17 protein-coding genes and 2 tRNA genes are annotated in these 21523 nt (G+C 72.9%); 8 read left to right on the forward strand and 11 right to left on the reverse strand.

Features of this window, described 5'->3' with window-relative positions; genetic code table 11:
• Window positions 1–3 precede the first annotated feature (3 nt).
• Genes HDA34_RS06750 through HDA34_RS06770 form a run of 5 tightly spaced genes read left to right on the forward strand, consistent with a single transcriptional unit; the run spans window position 4 to window position 8954 of the window.
• Window positions 4–1719 carry a PP2C family protein-serine/threonine phosphatase gene (locus HDA34_RS06750; protein WP_049146851.1) on the forward strand — a complete coding sequence of 572 codons (1716 nt, stop codon included), beginning with the start codon at window positions 4–6 and terminating at the stop codon, window positions 1717–1719.
• Window positions 1716–3140 carry an FtsW/RodA/SpoVE family cell cycle protein gene (locus HDA34_RS06755; protein WP_036314455.1) on the forward strand — a complete coding sequence of 475 codons (1425 nt, stop codon included), beginning with the start codon at window positions 1716–1718 and terminating at the stop codon, window positions 3138–3140. Before HDA34_RS06750 ends, HDA34_RS06755 begins: the two co-directional genes overlap by 4 nt.
• Window positions 3137–4582 carry a peptidoglycan D,D-transpeptidase FtsI family protein gene (locus HDA34_RS06760; RefSeq protein WP_036314452.1) on the forward strand — a complete coding sequence of 482 codons (1446 nt, stop codon included), beginning with the start codon at window positions 3137–3139 and terminating at the stop codon, window positions 4580–4582. Before HDA34_RS06755 ends, HDA34_RS06760 begins: the two co-directional genes overlap by 4 nt.
• On the forward strand, window positions 4579–6645 hold the full coding sequence (locus HDA34_RS06765; RefSeq protein WP_123244071.1) for a protein kinase domain-containing protein: 2067 nt from the start codon (window positions 4579–4581) through the stop codon (window positions 6643–6645). The genes HDA34_RS06760 and HDA34_RS06765 overlap by 4 nt, the downstream gene beginning before the upstream one ends.
• 32 nt (window positions 6646–6677) lie before the next feature.
• A complete protein-coding gene (locus tag HDA34_RS06770) occupies window positions 6678–8954 on the forward strand; it encodes a protein kinase domain-containing protein (protein WP_123244072.1) in 2277 nt (758 codons plus the stop codon).
• A 44-nt stretch (window positions 8955–8998) separates the two neighbouring features.
• On the opposite strand, the gene HDA34_RS06775 is transcribed toward HDA34_RS06770, so the two are convergent.
• The gene (locus tag HDA34_RS06775) at window positions 8999–9652 is read right to left on the reverse strand and encodes an anthranilate synthase component II (RefSeq protein WP_123244073.1); all 654 of its coding nucleotides are present in this window, start codon (window positions 9650–9652) and stop codon (window positions 8999–9001) included.
• 156 nt (window positions 9653–9808) lie between these two features.
• Between HDA34_RS06775 and HDA34_RS06780 the strand changes: the two genes are divergently transcribed.
• Complete coding sequence (locus HDA34_RS06780) at window positions 9809–10114, forward strand: cell division protein CrgA (RefSeq protein ID WP_101965668.1); 306 nt, start codon at window positions 9809–9811, stop codon at window positions 10112–10114.
• Between the two features lie 167 nt (window positions 10115–10281).
• Here the strand turns inward: HDA34_RS06780 and HDA34_RS06785 are convergent, their stop codons facing one another.
• The gene (locus tag HDA34_RS06785) at window positions 10282–11061 is read right to left on the reverse strand and encodes a rhomboid family intramembrane serine protease (protein WP_101965669.1); all 780 of its coding nucleotides are present in this window, start codon (window positions 11059–11061) and stop codon (window positions 10282–10284) included.
• Window positions 11062–11237: 176 nt separating this feature from the next.
• A complete protein-coding gene (locus HDA34_RS06790) occupies window positions 11238–11768 on the reverse strand; it encodes a peptidylprolyl isomerase (protein WP_123244086.1) in 531 nt (176 codons plus the stop codon).
• Between the two features lie 186 nt (window positions 11769–11954).
• On the opposite strand from HDA34_RS06790, the gene HDA34_RS06795 reads away from it, so the two are divergent.
• Both HDA34_RS06795 and HDA34_RS06800 read left to right on the forward strand, forming a co-directional pair.
• A complete protein-coding gene (locus HDA34_RS06795; RefSeq protein WP_134377493.1) occupies window positions 11955–13190 on the forward strand; it encodes a hypothetical protein in 1236 nt (411 codons plus the stop codon).
• Between the two features lie 216 nt (window positions 13191–13406).
• Entirely contained in the window at window positions 13407–14054 is a 648-nt protein-coding gene (locus tag HDA34_RS06800) for an MBL fold metallo-hydrolase (RefSeq protein WP_123244075.1), read from the forward strand.
• Between the two features lie 36 nt (window positions 14055–14090).
• Here HDA34_RS06800 and HDA34_RS06805 read toward each other — a convergent pair whose 3' ends face one another.
• The 8 genes from HDA34_RS06805 to gyrB all read right to left on the reverse strand — a co-directional run bounded on the left by HDA34_RS06805 (window position 14091) and on the right by gyrB (window position 21318).
• Window positions 14091–14318 carry an amphi-Trp domain-containing protein gene (locus HDA34_RS06805; RefSeq protein WP_123244076.1) on the reverse strand — a complete coding sequence of 76 codons (228 nt, stop codon included), beginning with the start codon at window positions 14316–14318 and terminating at the stop codon, window positions 14091–14093.
• A 77-nt stretch (window positions 14319–14395) separates the two neighbouring features.
• A complete protein-coding gene (locus tag HDA34_RS06810; RefSeq protein ID WP_134377492.1) occupies window positions 14396–15184 on the reverse strand; it encodes a queuosine precursor transporter in 789 nt (262 codons plus the stop codon).
• Between the two features lie 252 nt (window positions 15185–15436).
• Window positions 15437–15509: transfer RNA gene (locus HDA34_RS06815), tRNA-Ala, on the reverse strand.
• 11 nt (window positions 15510–15520) lie between these two features.
• Window positions 15521–15682 carry a hypothetical protein gene (locus HDA34_RS06820; protein ID WP_020624432.1) on the reverse strand — a complete coding sequence of 54 codons (162 nt, stop codon included), beginning with the start codon at window positions 15680–15682 and terminating at the stop codon, window positions 15521–15523.
• A gap of 58 nt (window positions 15683–15740) precedes the next feature.
• Window positions 15741–15814: transfer RNA gene (locus tag HDA34_RS06825), tRNA-Ile, on the reverse strand.
• A 100-nt stretch (window positions 15815–15914) separates the two neighbouring features.
• Window positions 15915–16415, reverse strand: coding sequence for a DUF3566 domain-containing protein (locus tag HDA34_RS06830; protein ID WP_010079768.1), 501 nt, complete (start codon window positions 16413–16415; stop codon window positions 15915–15917).
• Window positions 16412–19099, reverse strand: a complete 2688-nt coding sequence (gene gyrA / locus HDA34_RS06835) for a DNA gyrase subunit A (protein WP_134377491.1) — start codon at window positions 19097–19099, stop codon at window positions 16412–16414. The genes HDA34_RS06830 and gyrA overlap by 4 nt, the downstream gene beginning before the upstream one ends.
• 68 nt (window positions 19100–19167) lie before the next feature.
• A complete protein-coding gene (gene gyrB / locus HDA34_RS06840; RefSeq protein WP_176726068.1) occupies window positions 19168–21318 on the reverse strand; it encodes a DNA topoisomerase (ATP-hydrolyzing) subunit B in 2151 nt (716 codons plus the stop codon).
• Window positions 21319–21523: the final 205 nt, after the last annotated feature.

Consider the following 21523-nt stretch of genomic DNA (forward strand, 5'->3'; position numbering starts at 1 on the left):
CCCATGACCCTCGTCCTCCGCTACGCCGCCCGCTCCGACGTCGGCCGCGTCCGTGCCAAGAACGACGACTCCGCCTACGTGGGCCGTCATCTGGCCGTGCTCGCGGACGGCATGGGCGGGCACGTGGGCGGCGACGTGGCAAGCGCGTCCACGGTGCTGGATCTGGCCCCGCTGGATGCGGTGGGCTACGAGGACCCGGCCACGGTGCTGCCGGACGAGATCCAGAACGCCAACCTGATCCTCAACGAGCTGGTGCACGCCAACCCCAAGCTCGCCGGCATGGGCACCACGTGCACCGCCGGCCTGCTCGCGGGGACCACGCTGCACATCGCGCACATCGGCGACTCCCGTGCCTACCGGCTCGCGGACGGCGAGTTCTCCCAGGTCACCACGGACCACACGTTCGTGCAGAAGCTCGTCGACGAGGGGCGCCTCGAGGCCGGGGAGGCCCCGTTCCACCCGAACAAGAACGTGCTCATGCGCGTGCTCGGCGACGTGGACGCCTCCCCCGAGCTGGACGTGTTCGAGGTGCCCGTCGCCCCCGGAGAACGGTGGCTGTTCTGCTCGGACGGCCTCACGGACGTGGTCCCCCCCGAGAAGATCCACGAGGTGCTGCGGGACTCGGAGGCTCTCAACCAGGCCGTCGACACCCTCGTGGACCTCACCCTCAAGGGCGGCGCCCCGGACAACGTCACCGTGGTGGCGTTCGAGATCGCGGAGGGCACGGCGGAGGAGCTGGCCCCCGTCCCGGACGTCCACCTGTCCGAGCAGGCCCTCGCCGCCGCCCACCCGCCCGAGGTCGGCCCGGTCTCCGGCCTGCTGCTGCGCGAGGACCTGGACGCACGGCCTCACCTGCTCGTCGGCGCGGCCTCCAACGCCGTGAAGACCGATCGCATCCCCGTGGTCACCCGCAGCTCCACGCGCCGCCGTGCCGCCGCCCTGCTCGGCGAGACGCCCGTGCCGGAGAACCGTCCCCGGCGCACCGCGGCCGTCCTCACGGACGGGCCGGATCCCGCCGCCGCCCCGCGCCCGGACGCCTCCGTCCCGCCCGCCGCGCAGAGCGGCACCGCTGCCGCCGCCGGCTCCTCCTCCGCCGCCACACCGGCCGCCACCGCTGCCGACCACCCGTCCGACGAGGCCGCCGAGCCGATGACCACGGCCCCCACCCCGGCCCCGGCGACCGCCGGGCCCGCCGGCGGCCCCGAGGACGGGGCCGCGCGTCGGCGGCGTGGAAAGGACGACCGCCCGGTGCAGTACCGCCGCGGCTGGTTCATCCCCGTGTTCACCACGCTGCTCGCCCTCACCCTCGCGGCCGTGGCCGTGTGGGGCTACCTGTGGACCCAGACGCAGTACTACGTGGGGGCCAACGACGGCCGGATCGCCGTGTTCAAGGGCGTCTCCCAGCGGCTGGGCCCGCTCGAGCTGTCCCACGTGGACCGCCAGACCGACCTCCCGGTGGACGCGCTGCCCGCGTACGCACGCGACCGCGTGAACGCCGGCATGCCCGCCCGGGACGTGGACCACGCGGAGCAGATCGTCGCCGAGCTGCGCGACTCGCTGCACCCGAACGCCCCCGCCCCCGCCGGTGAGCCCTCCGAGCGGGCCCGGCCGAGCACGACGCCGTCGTCGTCCTCCGCCCGCCCCTCGGACGCGTCCGGCTCCACCGCGCCGACGAGCCCGGCGTCGTCCCCGAGCGCGACGGGAGGTGAGGCCCCGTGACCGAGGTGATCTCCCCCGCACGCCCGCGCCGGAACATCGAACTGGTCCTGCTGCTGGCCGCCCTGGCCATCGCCCTGGGGGCGGACCTGCTGGGCATGATCGGCACGGACGCCCCGCTGGACTCCACCGCCTGGGTGCCGCTGGGCGTCTTCGGCGCCGCCACCCTCGTGCTGCACGTGGTCCTGCGGCTGCGGGCCCCCTACGCGGACCCGTTCATGCTGCCGATCACCGCCCTGCTCAACGGGCTGGGCCTGGCCATGATCCACCGGCTGAGCCAGGACGCCGCGATGGCCAACCCCACCTCGCAGCTCGTGTGGTCCGTCCTGGCCGTCCTGGTGGCCTCCGCCCTGGTGTTCCTGGTGCGCGACCACCGGGTGCTGCGGCGCTGGCCCTACCTGTTCCTCGCCGCGTCCGGCGTGCTGCTGCTCCTGCCGCTCGTGCCCGGGCTGGGCCTGAGCATGTACGGGGCGCGGATCTGGATCGACGTCGGATTCGGCACCTTCCAGCCCGGCGAGATCGCCAAGATCACGCTGGCCATCTTCTTCGCCGGCTACCTCTCCGCGAACCGCGACCTGATCCTGCTGGCCGGCCGCCGTGTGGGCCCGGTGACCTTCCCCCGAGCCCGGGACCTCGGCCCGTTGCTGGCCGGCTGGCTCCTGGCGCTCGGCGTGCTCGTGTTCCAGCGCGACCTGGGCTCGGCCCTGCTGTTCTTCGGCATGTTCATGGCGATGCTCTACATCGCCACGTCCCGCGCCTCCTGGATCCTCCTCGGCCTGGGCCTGATCGCCTTCGGCGCGGCGCTGGCGTTCCTGTTCATGCCGCACGTGACCGCCAGGTTCGAGATCTGGCTGAGGGCCTTCGACCCCGAGATCTACCATCGCGACTTCGGCGGCTCCTACCAGGTGGTCCAGGGCCTGTTCGCGATGGCCTCAGGCGGGCTGATGGGCACCGGCCTGGGCGCGGGCAACCCCACCCAGGTGCCGCTGTCCTTCTCGGACATGATCCTCACGGCCATCGGCGAGGAGCTCGGCTTCGTGGGCCTGGCCGCCGTGCTCGTCCTGTACCTCCTGCTCGTCACCCGCATGATGCGCGCCGCCCTCGGCGTGCGCGACGCGTTCGGCAAGGTGCTCGCCTCCGGCCTGGCCTTCACCATGGCGTGGCAGGTGTTCGTGGTGATGGGCGGCGTGACCCTCGTGCTGCCGCTCACCGGCCTCACGACGCCGTTCCTCGCCGCCGGCGGCTCCTCGCTGCTGGCCAACTGGATCATCGTGGGGCTCGTGCTGCGCATCTCGAACGCCGCCCGCCGGCCCGTGGTCGTGGACGGGATGGTCAACGCGTCCGGGCCCGGCGCCGGCCACCTCGACCCCGGCACGGCGCTCCCGGCGGCCGCCGTGCCCCCGGGAGGAGGTGAGGAGCGGTGAACGAGGCGATCCGACGCACGTGGACCGTCATGGCGGCCATGCTCCTCGTGCTCGCGCTGGCTGCGTCCGTCATCCAGGTGCTGGCCGCTGACCAGCTCAAGACGCACGCCCTGAACTCTCGGCAGATGTTCCTGGAGTTCGGCGCCCCGCGCGGGCCGATCCTCGTGGACGGCGAGCCGATCGCCGAGTCCGTCCCCTCCGGCGACGCGTACCACTACCAGCGCGTCTACCACGAGACCGAGCTGTACGCCCCGCTCACGGGCTTCTATTCGCTCACCTACGGCACCGACGGGCTGGAGGCGGCCATGAACGAGCAGCTCTCCGGCACCCCCACGTCCCAGTTCGTGGACCGCGCCATGGAGATCATCACGGGTGCCACGCCCGAGGGCGACCAGGTGGAGCTGACGATCGACCCCGAGCTGCAGCGTCTGGCGTACGACGCGCTCCCGGACGGCGTGCGCGCCTCCGCCGTGGTCACGGACCCGACGACGGGCGAGATCCTGGCCATGGCGTCGAAGCCGGGCTTCGACTCCAACGCGCTCTCCTCACACAGCCCGGCCGAGGCGCAGTCGGCCATGGCCGCGATCGACCAGATCCCCGGCGCCAGCGCATACCGCAACCGCGCCGCGGAGCAGCTCGTGTCCCCCGGCTCCACGTTCAAGCTGATCGACGCGGTGGCCATGCTCGAGTCCGGTGACTACACCCCGGGCGGGACGGTGGACATCCCCGCCGCGTGGACGCTGCCCGGCACGACCACGGAGCTGCCCAACTACGACGGCTCACCGTGCAACACCGTGGGGCGTCAGACCCTCACGTGGGCGCTGGCGCAGTCCTGCAACACGCCGTTCGCCATGGCCGCCGTCGAGCTGGGCCAAGACCGGATCCGGGAGGTCGCCGAGCGGTTCGGCTTCAACGACTCCTTCGACTACCCGTTGCCCGTGACCGGCTCCGTGTTCCCCTCCGACCTGGACGACGCCACGCTGGCGCAGTCCTCGATCGGCCAGCGGGACGTGCAGGCCACCGCGCTGCAGATGGCCATGGTGGCCGCCGGCATCGCGAACGACGGCGTGGTCATGGAGCCGCAGCTGATCAAGGCGGTCCGCCGTTCGGACCTCACCACGGTGCAGGAGTTCAGCCCCCGTGAGCGCGGCCGGGCCACGACCCCCGAGGTGGCCGGGCAGGTCTCGGACATGATGGTCTCGGCGGTGGAGGACGGCATCCTGGGATCCGTGCAGTCGGACACGGTGCGGATCGCGGCGAAGTCGGGCACGGCCGAGGTCGGGGACACGGGCAACGTGCACTCCTGGATCACCGGCTTCGACGCGAGCGAGAACCCCCGGGCGGCCGTGACGATCGTGGTGGAGGACGAGCCGCCGGGGGTTGGACATCAGACAGTCGTCAGTGGCATGAAGGCAATCATGGAAGCGGTGGTCACGGAATGAGGCCGACATCGGGCATCACCCTCGGCGGCAGGTACCAGTTGACCGATCGCATCGCGATCGGCGGCATGGGCGAGGTGTGGAAGGCGCGGGACAAGGTCCTGGGCCGGATCACCGCCGTGAAGATCCTCAAGGAGGAGTACACGGGTGACCCCAACTTCCTGCGCCGCTTCCGGGCGGAGGCCCAGCACACCGCGCTGCTGAACCACCCCGGCGTCGCCAACGTCTACGACTACGGCGAGGAGAAGGGCTCCGCCTACCTCGTCATGGAGCTCGTGCCGGGCCAGCCGCTGTCCTCCATCCTCGAGAAGGAGAAGGTGCTCTCCCCCGAGCGGACCCTGCGGATCATCGCGCAGACGGCGGCCGCGCTCTCGGCGGCCCACGCCCAGGGGCTCGTGCACCGCGACGTCAAGCCCGGCAACCTCATGATCACGCCCACCGGCCGGGTGAAGGTGACGGACTTCGGCATCGCGCGCCTGGCGGACCAGGTCCCCCTCACGGCCACCGGCCAGGTGATGGGCACCGCCCAGTACCTCGCGCCCGAGCAGGCCACGGGGCAGCAGGCCACCGGCTCCTCCGATCTCTACTCGCTGGGCATCATCGGCTACGAGGCCCTCGCCGGGCATCGCCCGTTCACGGGCGAGTCCCAGATCGCGATCGCCCTCGCCCAGGTCAACGACACGCCGCCGCCCCTGCCGGACACCGTCCCGGCCCCGGTGCGCGCCCTGATCATGTGCATGCTCTCGAAGGACCCCCGGGAGCGGCCCTCGGACGCGGCCGCGCTCTCGGACGCCGCCGACGCGCTGCGGCGCAAGGACACCCGCGGCGCCGTGGAGGCCGTGCCCGCCCTGGCCGTCTTCCTCGAGGAGCAGGGCGTGACCGACCCCTCGGGCGCCGAGACCGCTCCCCTGGACTACGACGGCATGCGCACCACCCATCCCCGCGCCGAGGGCACCCGGACAGACGGCTCCCCCGCCACCGCGGCGCTGCCGGTGACCGCGGCCCAGCCCCGCACCGACGACGCCGCCCGCGGCCCCGGCGCCGCCGGTGCGGCGGCCGTGGGCGCGGCCGGTGCGGCCGGCGCCGCCGCGAGCGCGAGCACGCGCGACCACGAGATCGCCGCCGTGCGCGACCAGCAGACCCGCCCGGGCGACGTCGTGGACCCGGGCCCGCCCGCCGGGGGTGGCTCCGCGCCCGCCCGCCGGCGACGCGCCAACCCCTGGCCGCTGTGGGCGCTGCTCGGTCTCGTGGTGTTCGCCCTGTTGGGGGCGCTGCTGTGGCCGCTGCTCACGGGTGGCCGCGGCGACGGCGGCTCGGCGCCGGCGACCTCGCAGGAGGAGTCGTCCGTGCACGTGGACCCGGAGGCGTACAAGGGTCGCCCCGTGAGCGAGGTGCGCGCCGAGCTCGAGGGCCTCGGCCTGGCGGTGCGCGAGGAGGACCGCGACGCGCAGAGCCCGGAGGGCACCGTCGAGGAGATCAACCCCGTGGGGGCGCTGCAGCGCGGTGAGACCGTCACGCTGGCCGTCTCCACCGGGGAGGGCGTCATCCCGGAGGGTCTCGTGGGCCAGCCCGTGGACAGCGCGATCCAGACGCTGCGCGACCGCGGCTTCACCGTGGACCGGGTGGACGACCCGTCCGCCGACGGCGCCGACGGCGAGGTGGTGCGCGTGGTGCCCGGCGAGGGCGAGCGTCACCGCTATGACACGCACGTGCAGCTGATCGTGGCCACCGGCGGGTCCGACGCCGCGCCGACCCGCGAGGCCTCCCAGCCCGCCTCGGAGCCGGAGCCCAGCGCGTCGGAGGAGCCGAGCACCGAGCCGAGCAGCGAGCCGAGCCCGTCGGCCTCGGACGAGCCCCGCCCGTCCCCCACCGCCGAATCCCCGACGGCCACCGCCGACCCGGAGCCCACGCGGGAGCCGTCCGAGGAGCCGACGACGCCCACGGGGGATCCGACGACGGAGTCCTCCGGGGAGTCCACGGCGCCGACGGGCGAGTCCACCACCGACCCGTCCGCTGACGCGCGTGGCGCGGAGGCCTCGTCCGCCGACGCCACGCCCTCCGCCTGAGCGGCGGGCGGGACGAGCACGCGGACGTGTCTGTGGACGAGCAGAGGACCCTGAACGGGCGGTACCGGATCGGTGAGCTGATCGGGCGCGGGGGCATGGCGGACGTCTTCCGCGGCGAGGACCTGCGGCTGCACCGCCCGGTGGCGGTCAAGCTGATGCGCCGGGACCTGGCGCGCGATCCGCACTTCCAGGCGCGCTTCCGCAAGGAGGCACGCTCGGCGGCCTCCCTGAACCACCCCTCGATCGTCTCCGTGTACGACACGGGCGAGGTCTCCCTCGAGGACGGCCTCCATCCGGTGGACTGCCCGTTCCTGGTGATGGAGCTCGTCTCCGGCCGGACGCTGCGGGAGATCCTGCACGCCGAGGGCGCCGTGGGCACGGACCGTGCCGTGGCCTGGACCCGGGGCGTGCTGGAAGCGCTCGAGCACGCGCACGAGGAGGGCATCGTCCACCGCGATGTGAAGCCCGCGAACGTCATGGTCACGGAGACGGGCGCCGTGAAGGTCATGGACTTCGGGATCGCCCATGCGCTGGCCGACACCTCCGCCACCACGTCGCAGACCCAGGCCGTGGTGGGCACGGCCCTCTACCTGGCCCCGGAGCAGGCGACGGGCCGCACCGTGGACGGCCGCGCCGACCTCTACGCGGCCGGCTGCCTGCTGTTCGAGCTGCTCACGGGCCGACCCCCCTTCACGGGTGACACGCCGCTGGCCGTGGCCTATCAACACGTGCGCGAGGAGCCGCCGGCGCCCTCCGACGTCGACCCCGACCTGCCGCCCGCGTTCGACCCCGTGGTGCTGCGCGCCCTGCGCAAGGATCCGGAGGACCGGTTCCCCACGGGCACCGCGTTCCTCGCGGCCCTCGAGGAGGCCGCGGCGGATCCGCACGCCGGCCCCGGCCGTCACACCCCGCCGCTCGATGCCTTCCCTCCCGCCCTCGTCGGCGCGGGCGGCGCGGTGCTGGGCGCCGCGGCCGCGGAGCACGGGGCCGACGTGCCGATGGCCGCGGTCCCGCTGACCCGGCCGACGCCCTCCGTCCCGGCCGAGCCGGACGCCGCACAGCCCCAGGCGGCGAACCATGCCGTGGCGGGTGCGGGACTGCCCGGCGCCGCCTCCGCCGCGCAGCTTGCCGCCGCCGCCGCCATGGACGGCCCCCGCCCGGTGACGGTCGGCCAGCCGGTGAAGCCCGGTGCGGCCGCGACGCCCCGGCCCGAACCGCAAGGGGACACGCCGGCGCCAGCGACGGCCACGCACCGTCGCGTCCGCCGGCGCCTCCGCCGGCGCACGCTCCTGGCGGCCGGCGCGGTCCTGATCGGCCTGGCCCTGGTCCTGGCGCCGTGGCTCGCGGCGGCCCTGCGCACCACCGTGGAGGTGCCCGCGGTGGTGGGGCTGCAGCAGGACGAGGCGGTCGCGGCGCTCGAGGACGCAGGTCTGGTGGCCGTCGTCTCGTCCGCGTACATGGCCGACGCCCCGGACGGGACCGTCACCCAGAGCGACCCGCCGACGGGCACGGAGGTGCCCCGCGGGGCCAAGGTGCGGATACGAGTGTCCCGCGGCGAGGAGGGCATCGCGCTGTCCGACTCCCTGCACGGGCTGTCCGAGGACGCGGCCCGCCGCGAGCTGGAACGGCTGGGCCTGCGTGTCTCCTCCGTGCAGTACCAGGACGACGGCCGACTCGAGCGCGGGCTGCTCGCCCGCACCGACCCCGCGATGGGCACGCACGTGCCGCCCGGCTCCTCCGTGGTGCTGCACCTGTCCAGCGGCATGGTCGCCGTGCCGGATGTGGTGGGGATGAGCGCTCCGGACGCGCGGCGTCAGCTGGCGCTGAGCGCCCCCGAGCTGCGCGTGCGGATCCAGGACGAGGACGGCGCGACCACGGACACCGGGACGGTCGTGGCCCAGGATCCGCCCGCCGGCGTCCGCGTGGACAACCGTTCCTCCCTGACCCTGACGGCGTCCTCGTGGATCGCGCCCACGGCCGAGCCCTCCGAGCCGGCCCCGCCATCCAGCGAGGCGCCCGAGCCCACGCCGTCGGCGTCCGCATCACCGAGCCCCCCGCCGACGGAGAGCCCCGAGCCCTCCGAGAGCGCGGAGCCGTCACCCTCGCCGTCCGCCTCGGCCACGCCCAGCCCCGAGCCGACGACGACCGAGACGCCGTCGCCGACGCAGAGCCCGTCACCGACGTCGGCGGCCCCGTCGGAGCCGACCGGGCAGCCGCCGAGCACGTCGCCCACCGCGACGCCGGTGGACCCGCTGCCGACGCTGACACCGGACCCCGAGCCCTCGATCGATCCGCCGCCGTCCACCTGAGCGGACGGGGCGCCGTCGGACCCGCGAACCGGGCCCCGGGCCGGTCAGTCCTGGCGGACGAGGGGAGAGAGCCGGCCACCGCGCTCGGCGGCCCCGGAGAGCCCCACGGACTCGAGCCAGTTGCCGAGCATCCGGTAGCCGCCCTCGGTGAGCACGGACTCGGGGTGGAACTGCACGCCCCACAGGGGCGCGGTGCGGTGGGCCAGTCCCATCACGACGCCGTCCTCGGTCTCGGCGGTGATCTCCAGGACCGCCTCGTCCACGGTGGCCCGCACGGCGGCCAGCGAGTGGTAGCGGGTGGCGGTGAACGGCGAGGGGACGCCCTCGAACATGGGGTGCTCGCCGTGGCGGACCAGGGACGTCTTGCCGTGCATGAGGGACTCCGCGTGCGTCACGGTGGCGCCGAACGCCTCCGCGATGGCCTGGTGCCCCAGGCACACCCCGAAGAGCGGGCGGCCGCCGTCGGCGGCGGAGCGGATGAGGTCGAGGGAGACACCGGCGTCGGCGGGCGCGCCCGGCCCGGGTGAGATGAGCACCGCCGTGTGCTCGGCCGCGAGCTCGAGGGCGCGGGCGGGGGTGACCTCGTCGTTGCGGATCACGGTGGTGCGGGCCCCGAGCTGCTCGAGGTAGCCCACCAGGGTGTAGACGAAGCTGTCGTAGTTGTCGACGACGAGGACGGAGACCTGGGGGCTCTGCACGGGGGCGCTCTTTCCTCCCCGCCGCGTGGGAGCGGGGTGCATAGACTGGCCGGGCATGTCGCTGACCCCGGTCCTGGGCAGGTCAGCAGAATACCGTCCCCGCCCCGGTCCCCGCCGGTGGGGGCGCCCACCACCCCCCACCCGAGGAGAAGACCCGTGGCAGCACCCGCCGGCAAGCGCAAGGACTCGGCCCGTCGGAAGCGCGAGGAGCTCGAGGCCGCGCGCCGCAGCCGCTCCGCCGTGCGGACGGACCTCGGGGACGTGGACCCGGGTCCCAAGCCCCTCTCCCCTGTGTACAAGGCCGTGATGTTCGGCCTGCTGATCCTCGGCCTGCTCTGGATCATCGTCTACTACCTGACCCAGGGTCTCCTCCCGATCGTGCAGATCGGCGGCTGGAACATCCTCGTGGGCTTCGGCCTCGCGCTCGTCGGGTTCCTCATGATGTCCCGCTGGAGCGAATGACACGCGTGTAGTTCTCCACAGCGGTGGACAACCCTGTGGATGGGGGATCCGCACGATCCGGCCCGGAGACGAGTTGTCCCCGGAGTTGTCCACAGGTGTGGACACCCCTGTGGGAAGAAGTGCACACCCGCCTGTGGAGAACTCCGGGGACGGTCGGGGAAGACGGCCTACCCGAGCAGGCCGGCCACCGTGACCCGTGCGGCGCCGAGCACCGTGAGCGCCGCCAGCGCCGCCGCCACGACCACGAGGCCGGCCACCTGGGCGCCCACGGACGGCACGCGCGCGCGGCCGGGCCGCAGCCCGCCGGCCAGGGAGAACACGACGGCGACGACGGCGCCCGTCAGCAGCCCGCCCACGTGCACCTGCCAGGCCACCCCGGGCAGCAGGAACGAGAACACGAGGTTCAGGCCGATCAGCACGGCGATCGAGCGCACCTGCCCGCCCCGCACCCGGGTGAGCAGGAACAGGGCCGCGAACATGCCGTACACGGCGCCGGACGCCCCGACGACGGGCTGCAGCGGGTCCGAGACCCACAGTGCGAACACCGCACCGCCCACGGCGGAGAGCACGTAGAGGGCGAGGAACCGCCACCAGCCCAGCGCGGGCTCGAGCACGCGCCCGATCACCCACAGCGCGAGCATGTTCAGCAGCAGGTGCGTGGGGCCGGAGACGTCGTGCACGAGCGCGTAGGAGGCCATCCGCCACGGCTCCATGCCGTACGGGGACGTGTAGAGCCCGGCGTACCAGAGCGCCTCGGTCACGCCGGACGCCTGATCCCGGGTCATCCACTGCGCCGCATAGACCACCGTCGTGACCGCCAGCAGGATCCAGGTGACGGGCGAGGCGGTGAAGCCCGTCCGCCGTCGGGCCGGGACCGTCGCGGCGGCGCCGGCGGCGGGGGACGGCGTCGGAGCGGGGCTGGCCACGACGCCGGACGCACAGTCCACGCAGACCGGTCCGGCCGCGGGACCGGGACGCTGGCAGTCGAGGCACGCGGGGCGCCGGCAGACGGCGCAGCGCACATACGCCGCACGGCCCGGATGCCGCGGGCACACCGGGGGTGTGCCGTCCGCGGAGTCCGGGCCGTGCGGGTCAGAGGGGGTGGTGCTCACCGAGGGGCTGCTCAGGCCTCGTCGATGTCGATGGACTCGATGACGACGTCCTTGAGCGGGCGGTCACGGGGATCGGTGGCGACGGCGTTGAGCTCGTCCACGACCTTCTGGGAGGCCTCGTCCTTCACCTCGCCGAAGATGGTGTGCTTGCCGTTGAGCCAGCCGGTGGGCACGGAGGTGATGAAGAACTGGGAGCCGTTGGTGCCGGGGCCGGCGTTGGCCATGGCCAGCAGGTAGGGACGGTCGAACTGCAGCTCGGGGTGGATCTCGTCGCCGAACTGGTAGCCGGGGCCGCCGATGCCCATGCCGAGCGGGTCGCCGCCCTGGATCATGAAGTCCTTGATGATGCGGTGGAACACGGTGCCGGAGTACAGCGGGGCGCCGTTGTTCTTCTCACCGGTCTGCGGGTGGGTCCACTCCTGCTCGCCGGTGGCGAGGCCCACGAAGTTCTTCACGGTCTTCGGGGCGTGGTTGCCGAACAGCTCGACGACGATGTCGCCGTGGTTCGTGTGGATGGTCGCGGTGTGCGTCTTGTTCGCCATGCGCCCCATTGTTCCATCCGCGGCGGCGGGCCGTCCGGATCCCGCCGTCCGGGGTCGGGATCTTCCGCGATCGGCGTACGCACTCCCGGCGTGCCGGGACCCGTGCCACGGCGGGGGTCGGCCACTAGGCTGGGCCCCGAGGACCACCGCGTTCAACGACCATCCAGAACCCACGGGAGGCATCACATGGCTCGCAAGACCCTGCACGACGAGATCCAGCACGACGGCGGCGCGAACGCGTTCGTCGCACGCCAGGCGGAGAACCTGCGCCACTGGGCCGCCCCGAAGGTGGAGTCCACCCGCGCCTGGAGCGAGGTGGCGGCGGCCTACGGGCTGATCGGCGGCTCCGCCGCGGCCGAGGAGGGCCGCCGCAAGGCCCAGGACGCCAAGGAGGAGTACGGCCCCGTGGTCGAGCGCGGGGCGCGGAAGGCCGGTGAGGCCGTCGCGCACCAGTACGGGCTGCTGGCCCCGGCCGTCGCCAAGGGCGTGGACACCGTCCAGGACTTCCTCGAGCACCTGCAGGCCCAGGCGCAGGACGCCGGCCACGAGGTGCAGCAGCAGTTCGCCGCGGCGCGCAAGGACGCCGAGAAGGCCGCGAAGAAGGGCCGCCGTCGTGGGGGCCGCAAGGCCAAGCAGGTGCGCCGGGACGGCCGCCAGACCGCCAAGGGCCTGCGCAAGGACGCGAAGAAGGCCGCCAAGGGCGCCCGCAAGGACGCGCAGCGGTCCGCCGCCCTGTTCAGCGACCGTGCCGGCCAGGCCAAGGACGCCGCCGCCGCGGGCGGCCTGACCCTCGCCGGCCTCCTCGCCACGGGTCTGTCCGCGCTGCAGGAGCAGGGCGGGAAGGTGGCCCCGCAGGTGCAGGCCCGCCTGGCCGACGCCGGCGACTACGCCCAGCGCCGCAAGGAGGAGGTCCTTCCCGTGGCCGCCGCCCGCCTGGCCGACGGCGCCGCGCACGCCCGCAAGACCGCCCACGACGTCGAGGTCCCGGACGCCCTGGAGCAGGCCCTGATCAAGCTCACCGGGGACAAGGCGATCGTGAAGCGCCTGCGCCAGGGCGCCGAGCAGTACGCCGGCGCCGCCGAGAAGGACCTGAACCGTGCCGCCGGTCGCCGGGCCTCCCGCTCGGGTGGCCGCGCCTGGATCGTCGCGGGCATGGCGGCCGCCGCCGCCGGCGCCGGCTACGCCCTGTGGCGCCTGACCAAGCCGGTGCAGGATCCGTGGACCGCCCCGGTGCCGGGCCCGATCACCGCGAACATCCCGGTGGTGGAGGCCAACAACCCCTACGCCCAGCAGCAGAAGGTCGTGGCCGAGGCCGGCTCGGCCGCGGCGGGCCAGGGCGTGCGGGTGGACACCGCCGCCCCGGACCCGGTGGCCGCCGCCAACGCGAAGGTGCTGGGCGTCCAGCCCGGGCAGCAGCGCTGACCTGCTCCCCCGCGCTCTGAGCGCGCAGCGGACGACGCCCGGCCCGCGCATCCTCGGCAGGACCGAGGGGGCGCGGGCCGGCGCGCGTCCGGGCGCAGGTCGGGGCGGGAGCCGGTGGGCCGCCGTCGAACGGGGCGCGGGCCTTGTCCGCCGCCGGGAGCGCGCGGGAGGCTGGGAGCGCCCGGGATCCCGACGCCGGGCGGAGGAGTGATCTGCATGAGCACGACCCTGACCCTCTTCGGCCACTCGGCCGTCCGCCTCGAGAAGGCCGGTCGACGCCTCGCGTTCGACCCCGGCGCGTTCAGCGACGCGGCGGTCCTGGACGGCGCGGACGCCGTCCTCGTGACGCACGGCCACCCGGACCACGTGGTCCCCGAGCAGCTGGCCCGGGCGTTGGCCGGCACGGAGGCGCACGTGTGGGCGCCACGGGACCTCACGGGGCTGCTGGCGGAGGCGGGGCTCGACGCCGGGCACGTGCACACGGCCGTGCCCGGGGAGACGTTCGAGGCCGCCGGCTTCCGGGTGGAGGTGCTCGGCGGGGAGCACGCGGTGATCCACGCCGAGGTGCCGCGCCCGGTCAACGTGTCCTACCTCGTGGACGGGGCCGTGCTGCACCCCGGCGACTCGTTCACGGTGCCGGACGCCGACGTCGAGGTGCTCCTGCTGCCCGCCGCGGCGCCGTGGCTGCGCATCGCGGACGTGGTGGACCAGATGCGGGCCATCGCGGCGACGCACACCCGCCCCATCCACGACGGCATCCTCAGCGAGGACGGCAAGGGCGTGGTGGATCGGGTGCTCTCGGGGCTCGCCGAGGGCGTGACCGACTACCGACGCCTGGCCCCCGGGGAGCCCTGGAGGTTCTGAGGCACGGGGAGGCGACGGCGGCCGGCCCGGGGCCGGTCACCAGCTGAGGGTGATCTCCAGCTCGGCGTCGCCGTCGTCCTCGACTTCGAGCTCCACCTCGAGGCCCACGCGGTCCGGGACGGTGACGACGACGTCGCGGCCGCCGTGCTCGATCCGCACGTCGTTCTGCCGGGAGAGCTGGTCGGCGAGGTCGCGCAGGCGTGCGGCGGCCTGCTCGCGGCTGAGGGTCTGCTGCTGCTCGTGCTCGAAGAGGTCCTTGCCCATGGCACCGACGGTAGCCGGTGGGCGGGGTGCGCGCGACGGACGGGCCCCGGCGCGGCCGACACCGGGGCCCGTGCGGGTCAGCGGGACGCGGCCGGGGCGAGGGCGGGATCGTCGTCGCGGTGGATCTCGAAGCCGGGTGCCCGGTAGGTGGGCTCCCGGCGCTTGAGGGCGCGGATGACGAGCAGGGTCACCGGCACGATGAGGATCTCCACGAGAGTCTTGTACGCGAAGCCGGTCACCGTGTAGTTCGCCAGTTCCAGCAGCGAGATGGTGCCGGCGTAGGCGATGGTGCAGAAGATCAGGGTGTCGAAGAACTGGCCGACCACGGTGGAGAGGATGAGCCGGAATGCCACGTGCCGTTCCCTCATGCGCTCCTTGAGGCGGACCACGATGGACGCGTTGAGCAGGGAGCCCACGAGGAACGCGACGAAGCCGGCCACGGTGATCCGCAGCATGGGCGCCAGGGCCTGGTCCCACACCTCGAAGCCCTCGACGGGCGTGGTCCAGGAGACCACCGTGTAGGTGAGGGCGGCGAGCACGAGCATCGCGAAGCCGAGGACGATGGCGCGGCGGGCCCGGCGCCAGCCGTACACCTCGGCGAGGATGTCGCCGACGATGTACGCGAACGGGAACAGGAAGGCGCCGCCGTCGAAGATGAGCGGGCCGCCGTCGTAGAAGAGGTCCGAGATGACCGGGACGGTGGGGCCGTAGAAGAGCTTGGCCGCGGTGACGCCGGAGAGGATGAGGAGGGCGATGAAGACGCCCACGAAGATGTCGTAGTAGCTCGCGGGCACCCGGGCGTAGGCCGGAGTGCCCTGCCCAGAGGCGGGTCGGTCGGGGGACGTGGTGTGGATGGTGGTGTTCACCGGACCATCCAACACCACGCACGACGGCGACGGGCGCGGTGGGCGGGTCCGGCGGCGGGGGTTCGGGGCAGGCCATCCCCGTCCCTCCGTGGGCAGAAACGCCCTCTCTTCTGCCCACGGGGCCCGAAGTCCTGCGGCTTGTGCCCCAGGAGCCCCCGGGTCGCCGGTTTCTGCCCACGGTGCCGGCGCCGGCGGCCACCCTGGGCAGACGAAAGGGCCCGGGATTCTCACGACTCCCGGGCCCTTCTTCGGTGGAGGCAAGGGGACTCGAACCCCTAACCCCCTGCTTGCAAAGCAGGTGCGCTACCAATTGCGCCATGCCCCCGTGAGGACGGGTCAGTCCTCCGGTGCCGGCTCGACGCCGTCGGCGTCCTCCGGCAGGTCGTCCGTGGCCGTGGCCCAGACGTCCTTCCCCGCACTGTTCTCCCGCCAGAGACGCGCCCCATAGGCGGCTGCCGCGGCGCTGACCACGAGGGCCACGCGTGCCAGTCGACCCATGGGAAGACCTCCGGAGACGAACGGAGCCCCAGCGGACCGGGGCTCTGTGTGGTGGGAGTGGGCGTACCAAGACTTGAACTTGGGACCTCTTCGTTATCAGCGAAGCGCTCTAACCGCCTGAGCTATACGCCCTCACCGTCGCTCACGGCTGACGCCGTTCACAACAGGAGATGACTGTACAGGAACGCCGACGCCCCGCGCAAATCCGCGCGGGGCGTCGGCGAAGGTCGGCTCAGTCGTCCGTCAGCGTGACGCCGAGGCCGCCCACGAGGCTCGCGCAGAGGTTGTAGAGCAGCGCGGCCACGGTGGCCAGGGCGGTCAGCAGGATGACGTTGACCACGGCCAGCACGGTGGCCAGCGAGGTCACGGTGCTCAGCGGGGCCAGGGACGCCACGGTGTAGCGCCCGGCCTCGGAGCCGAGCACGGTGCCGATCACGTCGTTGACCCTGTCGAAGATCCCGAGGACGTCGGACAGCGAGTACAGCGCCACCGCCGCCACCACCGTGAGGATGCCCAGCGCCACCGAGAGCAGGAACGCCAGCTTCAGCACGGACCACGGGTCCACCCGGGTCAGGACCAGGCGGGCGCGGCGCACCTTGGCCTTCGGGACGGCGCGGACCAGGTCCTCCTGCGAGGACCCGCTGGCCTTGCGCACCGGGCGGCCGGACCGCGGCTCGGCGGCCTTCCCGGTGCTCCGCCCCTGGCCGGGACGCGACGACGCGGACGTGCTCACTGCTCTCCTCCGTCTGCACCCTCACCGGCGTCCTGCGTCAGGGCGTCCTCCGGTGCGGCTACGGGGTCGGTCGGGTCGATGTCTGCGTCCAAGGGTACATCCGGCCCCGCCTCGGCCTCGGCGTCCGCCTTCGCCTCCATCTCCTGCTCATTGTTCAGGGTGACGGCGACGATCCGGTCCCGCTTGTCCGGCTTGGCGAAGATCACGCCCATCGTGTCGCGGCCCTTGGCCGGCACGCCGGCGACGGCGGAGCGCACCACCTTGCCCGAGGCCATCACCACGAGGACCTCCTGGTCCTCGCGCACCACGAGACCGCCGGCGAGCTCGCCGCGGTCGTCCACGAGCTTGGCGACCTTGATGCCGAGGCCGCCGCGGTTCTGCAGGCGGTACTCGTCCACGTGGGTGCGCTTGGCGAAGCCGCCGTCCGTGACGGTGAAGACGTAGCCGTCCTCCTCCACCACGTCCATCGTCAGCAGGGAGTCGTCGTCGCGGAACTTCATGCCGGTCACGCCCGAGGTCGCACGGCCCATGGGACGCAGCGCCTCGTCCGTGGCGGTGAACCGCAGGGACTGGCCCTTGTGCGAGATCAGGATGAGGTCGTCGTCGGGTGAGACCACGCGGGCCGAGACCAGCTCGTCCCCCTCGCGCAGCTTGATCGCGATCAGGCCGGCGGTGCGGTTCGTGTCGTAGTCCAGCAGCGGCGTCTTCTTCACGAGGCCGCCGCGCGTGGCGAGCACGAGGTACGGGGCCCGGCCGTAGTCCACGAGCGGCTGGATCTGGGCGATCCGCTCGTCCGGCTGGAACGCGAGCAGGTTGGCCACGTGCTGGCCCTTCGCGTCGCGGCCGGCCTCGAGCAGCTCGTACGTCTTGATGCGGTACACGCGGCCGAAGTTCGTGAAGAACAGCAGCCAGTGGTGCGTGGACACGGTGAGGAAGTGCTCGACGACGTCGTCGCCGCGCAGCGTCGCCCCGCGCACGCCCTTGCCGCCGCGCGCCTGGGACCGGTACTGGTCGATCCGGGTGCGCTTGACGTAGCCGCCGCGGGTGATGGAGACGACCATCTCCTCCTCGGGGATCAGGTCCTCGATGGACATGTCGCCGTCGAAGCCGGCCATGATCTCGGTGCGGCGGTCGTCGCCGTGCTTGGCCACGATCTCGGCGAGCTCCTCGGAGATGACCTCGCGCTGACGCTGCGGGGACTCCAGGATCCGGTTGTACTCGGCGATCTTCGCCATGAGGTCGTCGTACTCGTCCTGGATCTTCCGGGACTCCAGGGCGGCGAGCTGGCGCAGCTGCATCTGCAGGATGGCCTGGGCCTGGACGTCGTCGATGTCCAGGAGCTCCTTGAGGGCCTCGCGGGCCACGTCCGCCGAGGCCGAGCGGCGGATGGTCGCGATGACCTCGTCCAGCATGTCCAGGGCCTTGAGCAGACCGCGCAGGATGTGCGCGCGCTCCTCGGCCTTGCGCTTGCGGAACGCGGTGCGGCGCACGATCACGTCGATCTGGTGCTTCACCCAGTGGTGCACGAAGCCGTCCAGGGACAGGGTGCGCGGCACGCCGTCCACGAGCGCGAGCATGTTGGCCGAGAAGTTCGACTGCAGCTCGGTGTGCTTGTAGAGGTTGTTCAGCACCACCTTGGCGACGGCGTCGCGCTTGAGCACGATCACCAGGCGCTGGCCGGTGCGGCCGGAGGTCTCGTCGCGCATGTCCGCGATGCCGCTGATCTTGCCGTCCCGCACCATCTCCGCGATCTTCGCGGCCAGGTTGTCCGGGTTGGTCATGTAGGGCAGCTCGGTGACCACGAGGCACGTGCGGCCCTGGATCTCCTCCACGTTGACCACGGCGCGCATGGTGATGGGGCCGCGGCCGGTCCGGTAGACCTCCTCGATGCCCTTGCGGCCCAGGATCTGGGCGCCCGTGGGGAAGTCGGGGCCGTGCACGCGGGCCAGGAGCGCCTCGAGCAGCTCCTCGCGGGTGGCCTCGGGGTGCTCGAGGTACCACTGCACGCCCGCGGCCACCTCGCGCATGTTGTGCGGCGGGATGTTCGTGGCCATGCCGACGGCGATGCCCGAGGAGCCGTTGACCAGCAGGTTCGGGTACCGGGCGGGCAGGACGACGGGCTCCTGCTGCTTGCCGTCGTAGTTGTCCTGCATGTCGACGGTGTCCTCGTCGATGTCCCGGACCATCTCCATGGCCAGCGGGGCCATCTTGGTCTCGGTGTAGCGCTGGGCGGCCGCGCCGTCGTTGCCCGGGGAGCCGAAGTTGCCCTGGCCGAGCGCCAGCGGGTAGCGCTGGACCCAGTCCTGGATGAGGCGCACGAGGGCGTCGTAGATCGCGGTGTCGCCGTGCGGGTGGTAGTTGCCCATCACGTCGCCCACCACGCGGGCGGACTTGTTGAACGCGCGGTCCGGGCGGTAGCCGCCGTCGTACATCGCGTAGAGCACGCGACGGTGCACGGGCTTGAGGCCGTCGCGCACGTCCGGCAGCGCGCGGCCGACGATCACGGCCATCGCGTAGTCCAGGTACGAGCGCTTCATCTCCGACTCGAGGTCGACGGGCTCGACCTTGTCGGCGGCGCCCTCGGGGAGCACGTAGTGCTCCACCTCGATGTCCAGGCCGGTCTGCGGGGTCGGGGCGCCCTCGACGGGCTCGTCCGGGGTCTGGGGGGTGGTCTCGTCGCTCACGCGGGTCCTCTCGTGCTCCCCGCGACGGCGGGGAGGGTGGTCGGCTCAGGCAGGTCTGCGGGTCCGGCTCAGACGTCCAGGAAGCGGATGTCCTTGGCGTTCTGCTGGATGAAGGTGCGGCGGGACTCCACGTCCTCGCCCATGAGCATGGAGAAGACGGCGTCCGCGGCGGCGGCGTCCTCCATGGTCACCTGCAGCAGGGTGCGGTGCTCCGGATCCATGGTGGTGTCCCAGAGCTCCTGGTAGTTCATCTCGCCCAGGCCCTTGTAGCGCTGCACGCCGTTGTCCTTGGGGTAGCGCCAGCCCTTGGCCAGGCCGGCCTCGACGGCGGCGTCGCGCTCCTCGTCCGAGAACACGTAGTCGTGCGGGGCGTTGGACCACTTGATGCGGTACAGCGGCGGCTGCGCGAGGAACACGTGGCCGGCCTCGATGAGCGGGCGCATGTACCGGAACAGCACGGTCAGCAGCAGCGTGGTGATGTGCTGGCCGTCCACGTCCGCGTCCGCCATGAGCACGATCTTGTGGTACCGCAGCTTGGAGATGTCGAACTCCTCGCCGATGTTGGTGCCGAACGCCGTGATCATCGACTGGATCTCGGCGTTGCCGAGGGCCTTGTCCAGGCGGGCGCGCTCCACGTTCAGGATCTTGCCGCGCAGCGGCAGGATGGCCTGCGTCTCCGGGTTGCGGCCCTGCTTGGCCGAGCCGCCGGCGGAGTCGCCCTCCACGATGTACACCTCGCAGCGCTCGGGGTCCTTCGAGGAGCAGTCGGCCAGCTTGCCGGGCATGCCGAAGGACTCCAGCGGGGACTTGCGGCGCGCGTTGTCCCGGGCCTTGCGGGCGGCCAGGCGGGCGTGCGAGGCCATGATGGCCTTGCGGATGATCTCCTTGGCCGGGCCCGGATTGCGCTCGAACCAGTCGCCGAGGTGGTCCGTGACCGCCTTGGACACGAACCCGCGGGCCTCGGAGTTGCCGAGCTTGGTCTTGGTCTGGCCCTCGAACTGCGGCTCGGAGAGCTTCACGGAGATCACGGCGGTCAGGCCCTCGCGGATGTCCTCGCCCGTGAGGTTGTCCTCCTTGGGCTTGAGGATCTCCTTCTCCCGCGCGTAGCGGTTGACCAGGGAGGTCAGCGCGGCGCGGAAGCCCTCCTCGTGGGTGCCGCCCTCGTGGGTGTTGATCGTGTTCGCGTAGGTGTGCACGGACTCGGAGTAGGCGGAGGTCCACTGCATGGCCACCTCGACGGCCATGGAGCGACCGTCCGAGACGTCCTCGGCCTCGAAGGCGATGACGTCGTCGTGGACGTACTCGACCTTCTTGGCGGAGTTGAGGTGCTGGACGTAGTCGAGCAGGCCGTTCTCGTACAGGTAGGTGACGGAGCGGCGCTGGGGCTCCTGCTCCGCCTCCTCCGCCAGGCCGTTCTCCGCGACGTCCTCACCGGCGGCGCCCTCGCCCGCGATCTCGTCGTCGACGACCTCGTTGGACTCCTGGACGCGCTCGTCCGTGAGGGTGATGCGCAGGCCCCTGTTGAGGAAGGCCATCTGCTGGAAGCGGGCACGCAGGGTCTCGTAGTCGAACTCGATCGAGTCGAAGATCTCCGGGTCCGGGTAGAACGTCTGCACGGTGCCCGTGGCGTCCGTGGCCTCCCCCTTCACCAGCTCGCCCTGGGGCACGCCGCCGTCCGCGAAGGACATGCGCCACACGTGCCCCTGACGGCGGACCTCGGTGTCCACGCGGCGGGAGAGCGCGTTGACCACGGAGATGCCCACGCCGTGCAGGCCGCCCGAGACGGCGTAGCCGCCGCCGCCGAACTTGCCGCCGGCGTGCAGGATCGTCATGACGACCTCGACGGTCGGCCTCCCCTCGGTGGGGTGCAGGTCCACGGGGATGCCGCGGCCGTCGTCCGCCACGCGCACGCCGCCGTCGGCCTGCAGCGTGACGTCGATGCCGGTGGCGTAGCCGGCCAGCGCCTCGTCCACGGAGTTGTCCACGACCTCGTACACGAGGTGATGCAGGCCCCGCGGGCCGGTGGAGCCGATGTACATGCCGGGGCGCTTGCGGACGGCCTCGAGGCCCTCGAGCACGGTGATGGCGCTGGCGCCGTACTCACCGGGCACCTTCCGGTCCTTCACCGGGGCCTCGGGCTGCCCGACGGCGTCCGGCACGGCCTCCGGGTTCGGCGCGGCCGACGCGGCGGTCGGCTCCTCCGCGGGGTTCTCGGGCATGGCGTCAACCACGGGTGGCTCACTTCCTCGGACGTCGGCGGCAGGGTCGACCCGCGCGCAGGCGCGCGACGCCGCCCGGACATAACCGGCACGCGACACGCTCCCGCAGATCCACGGGGGTGGGGGACGGACGACGGCCGGCCCCCTCTCACTGGTCCCAGTGTACCGCCTGACACCCCGAGGGCCCGCATCGACGGGGGTCCGC

Origin of the sequence: Micrococcus luteus, assembly GCF_014138885.1 — a bacterium.
Classification (GTDB): Bacteria; Actinomycetota; Actinomycetes; order Actinomycetales; family Micrococcaceae; genus Micrococcus; species Micrococcus luteus.

Bases quoted from the DNA above. Each gene is read 5' to 3' on its own strand.
- HDA34_RS06750 (WP_049146851.1), top strand. From the start codon at position 4: ATGACCCTCGTCCTCCGCTACGCCGCCCGCTCCGACGTCGGCCGCGTC.
- HDA34_RS06765 (WP_123244071.1), top strand. From the start codon at position 4,579: ATGAGGCCGACATCGGGCATCACCCTCGGCGGCAGGTACCAGTTGACC.
- HDA34_RS06790 (WP_123244086.1), bottom strand. From the start codon at position 11,768: ATGGCGAACAAGACGCACACCGCGACCATCCACACGAACCACGGCGAC.
- HDA34_RS06795 (WP_134377493.1), top strand. From the start codon at position 11,955: ATGGCTCGCAAGACCCTGCACGACGAGATCCAGCACGACGGCGGCGCG.
- HDA34_RS06800 (WP_123244075.1), top strand. From the start codon at position 13,407: ATGAGCACGACCCTGACCCTCTTCGGCCACTCGGCCGTCCGCCTCGAG.
- HDA34_RS06805 (WP_123244076.1), bottom strand. From the start codon at position 14,318: ATGGGCAAGGACCTCTTCGAGCACGAGCAGCAGCAGACCCTCAGCCGC.
- HDA34_RS06820 (WP_020624432.1), bottom strand. From the start codon at position 15,682: ATGGGTCGACTGGCACGCGTGGCCCTCGTGGTCAGCGCCGCGGCAGCC.
- gyrB (WP_176726068.1), bottom strand. From the start codon at position 21,318: ATGCCCGAGAACCCCGCGGAGGAGCCGACCGCCGCGTCGGCCGCGCCG.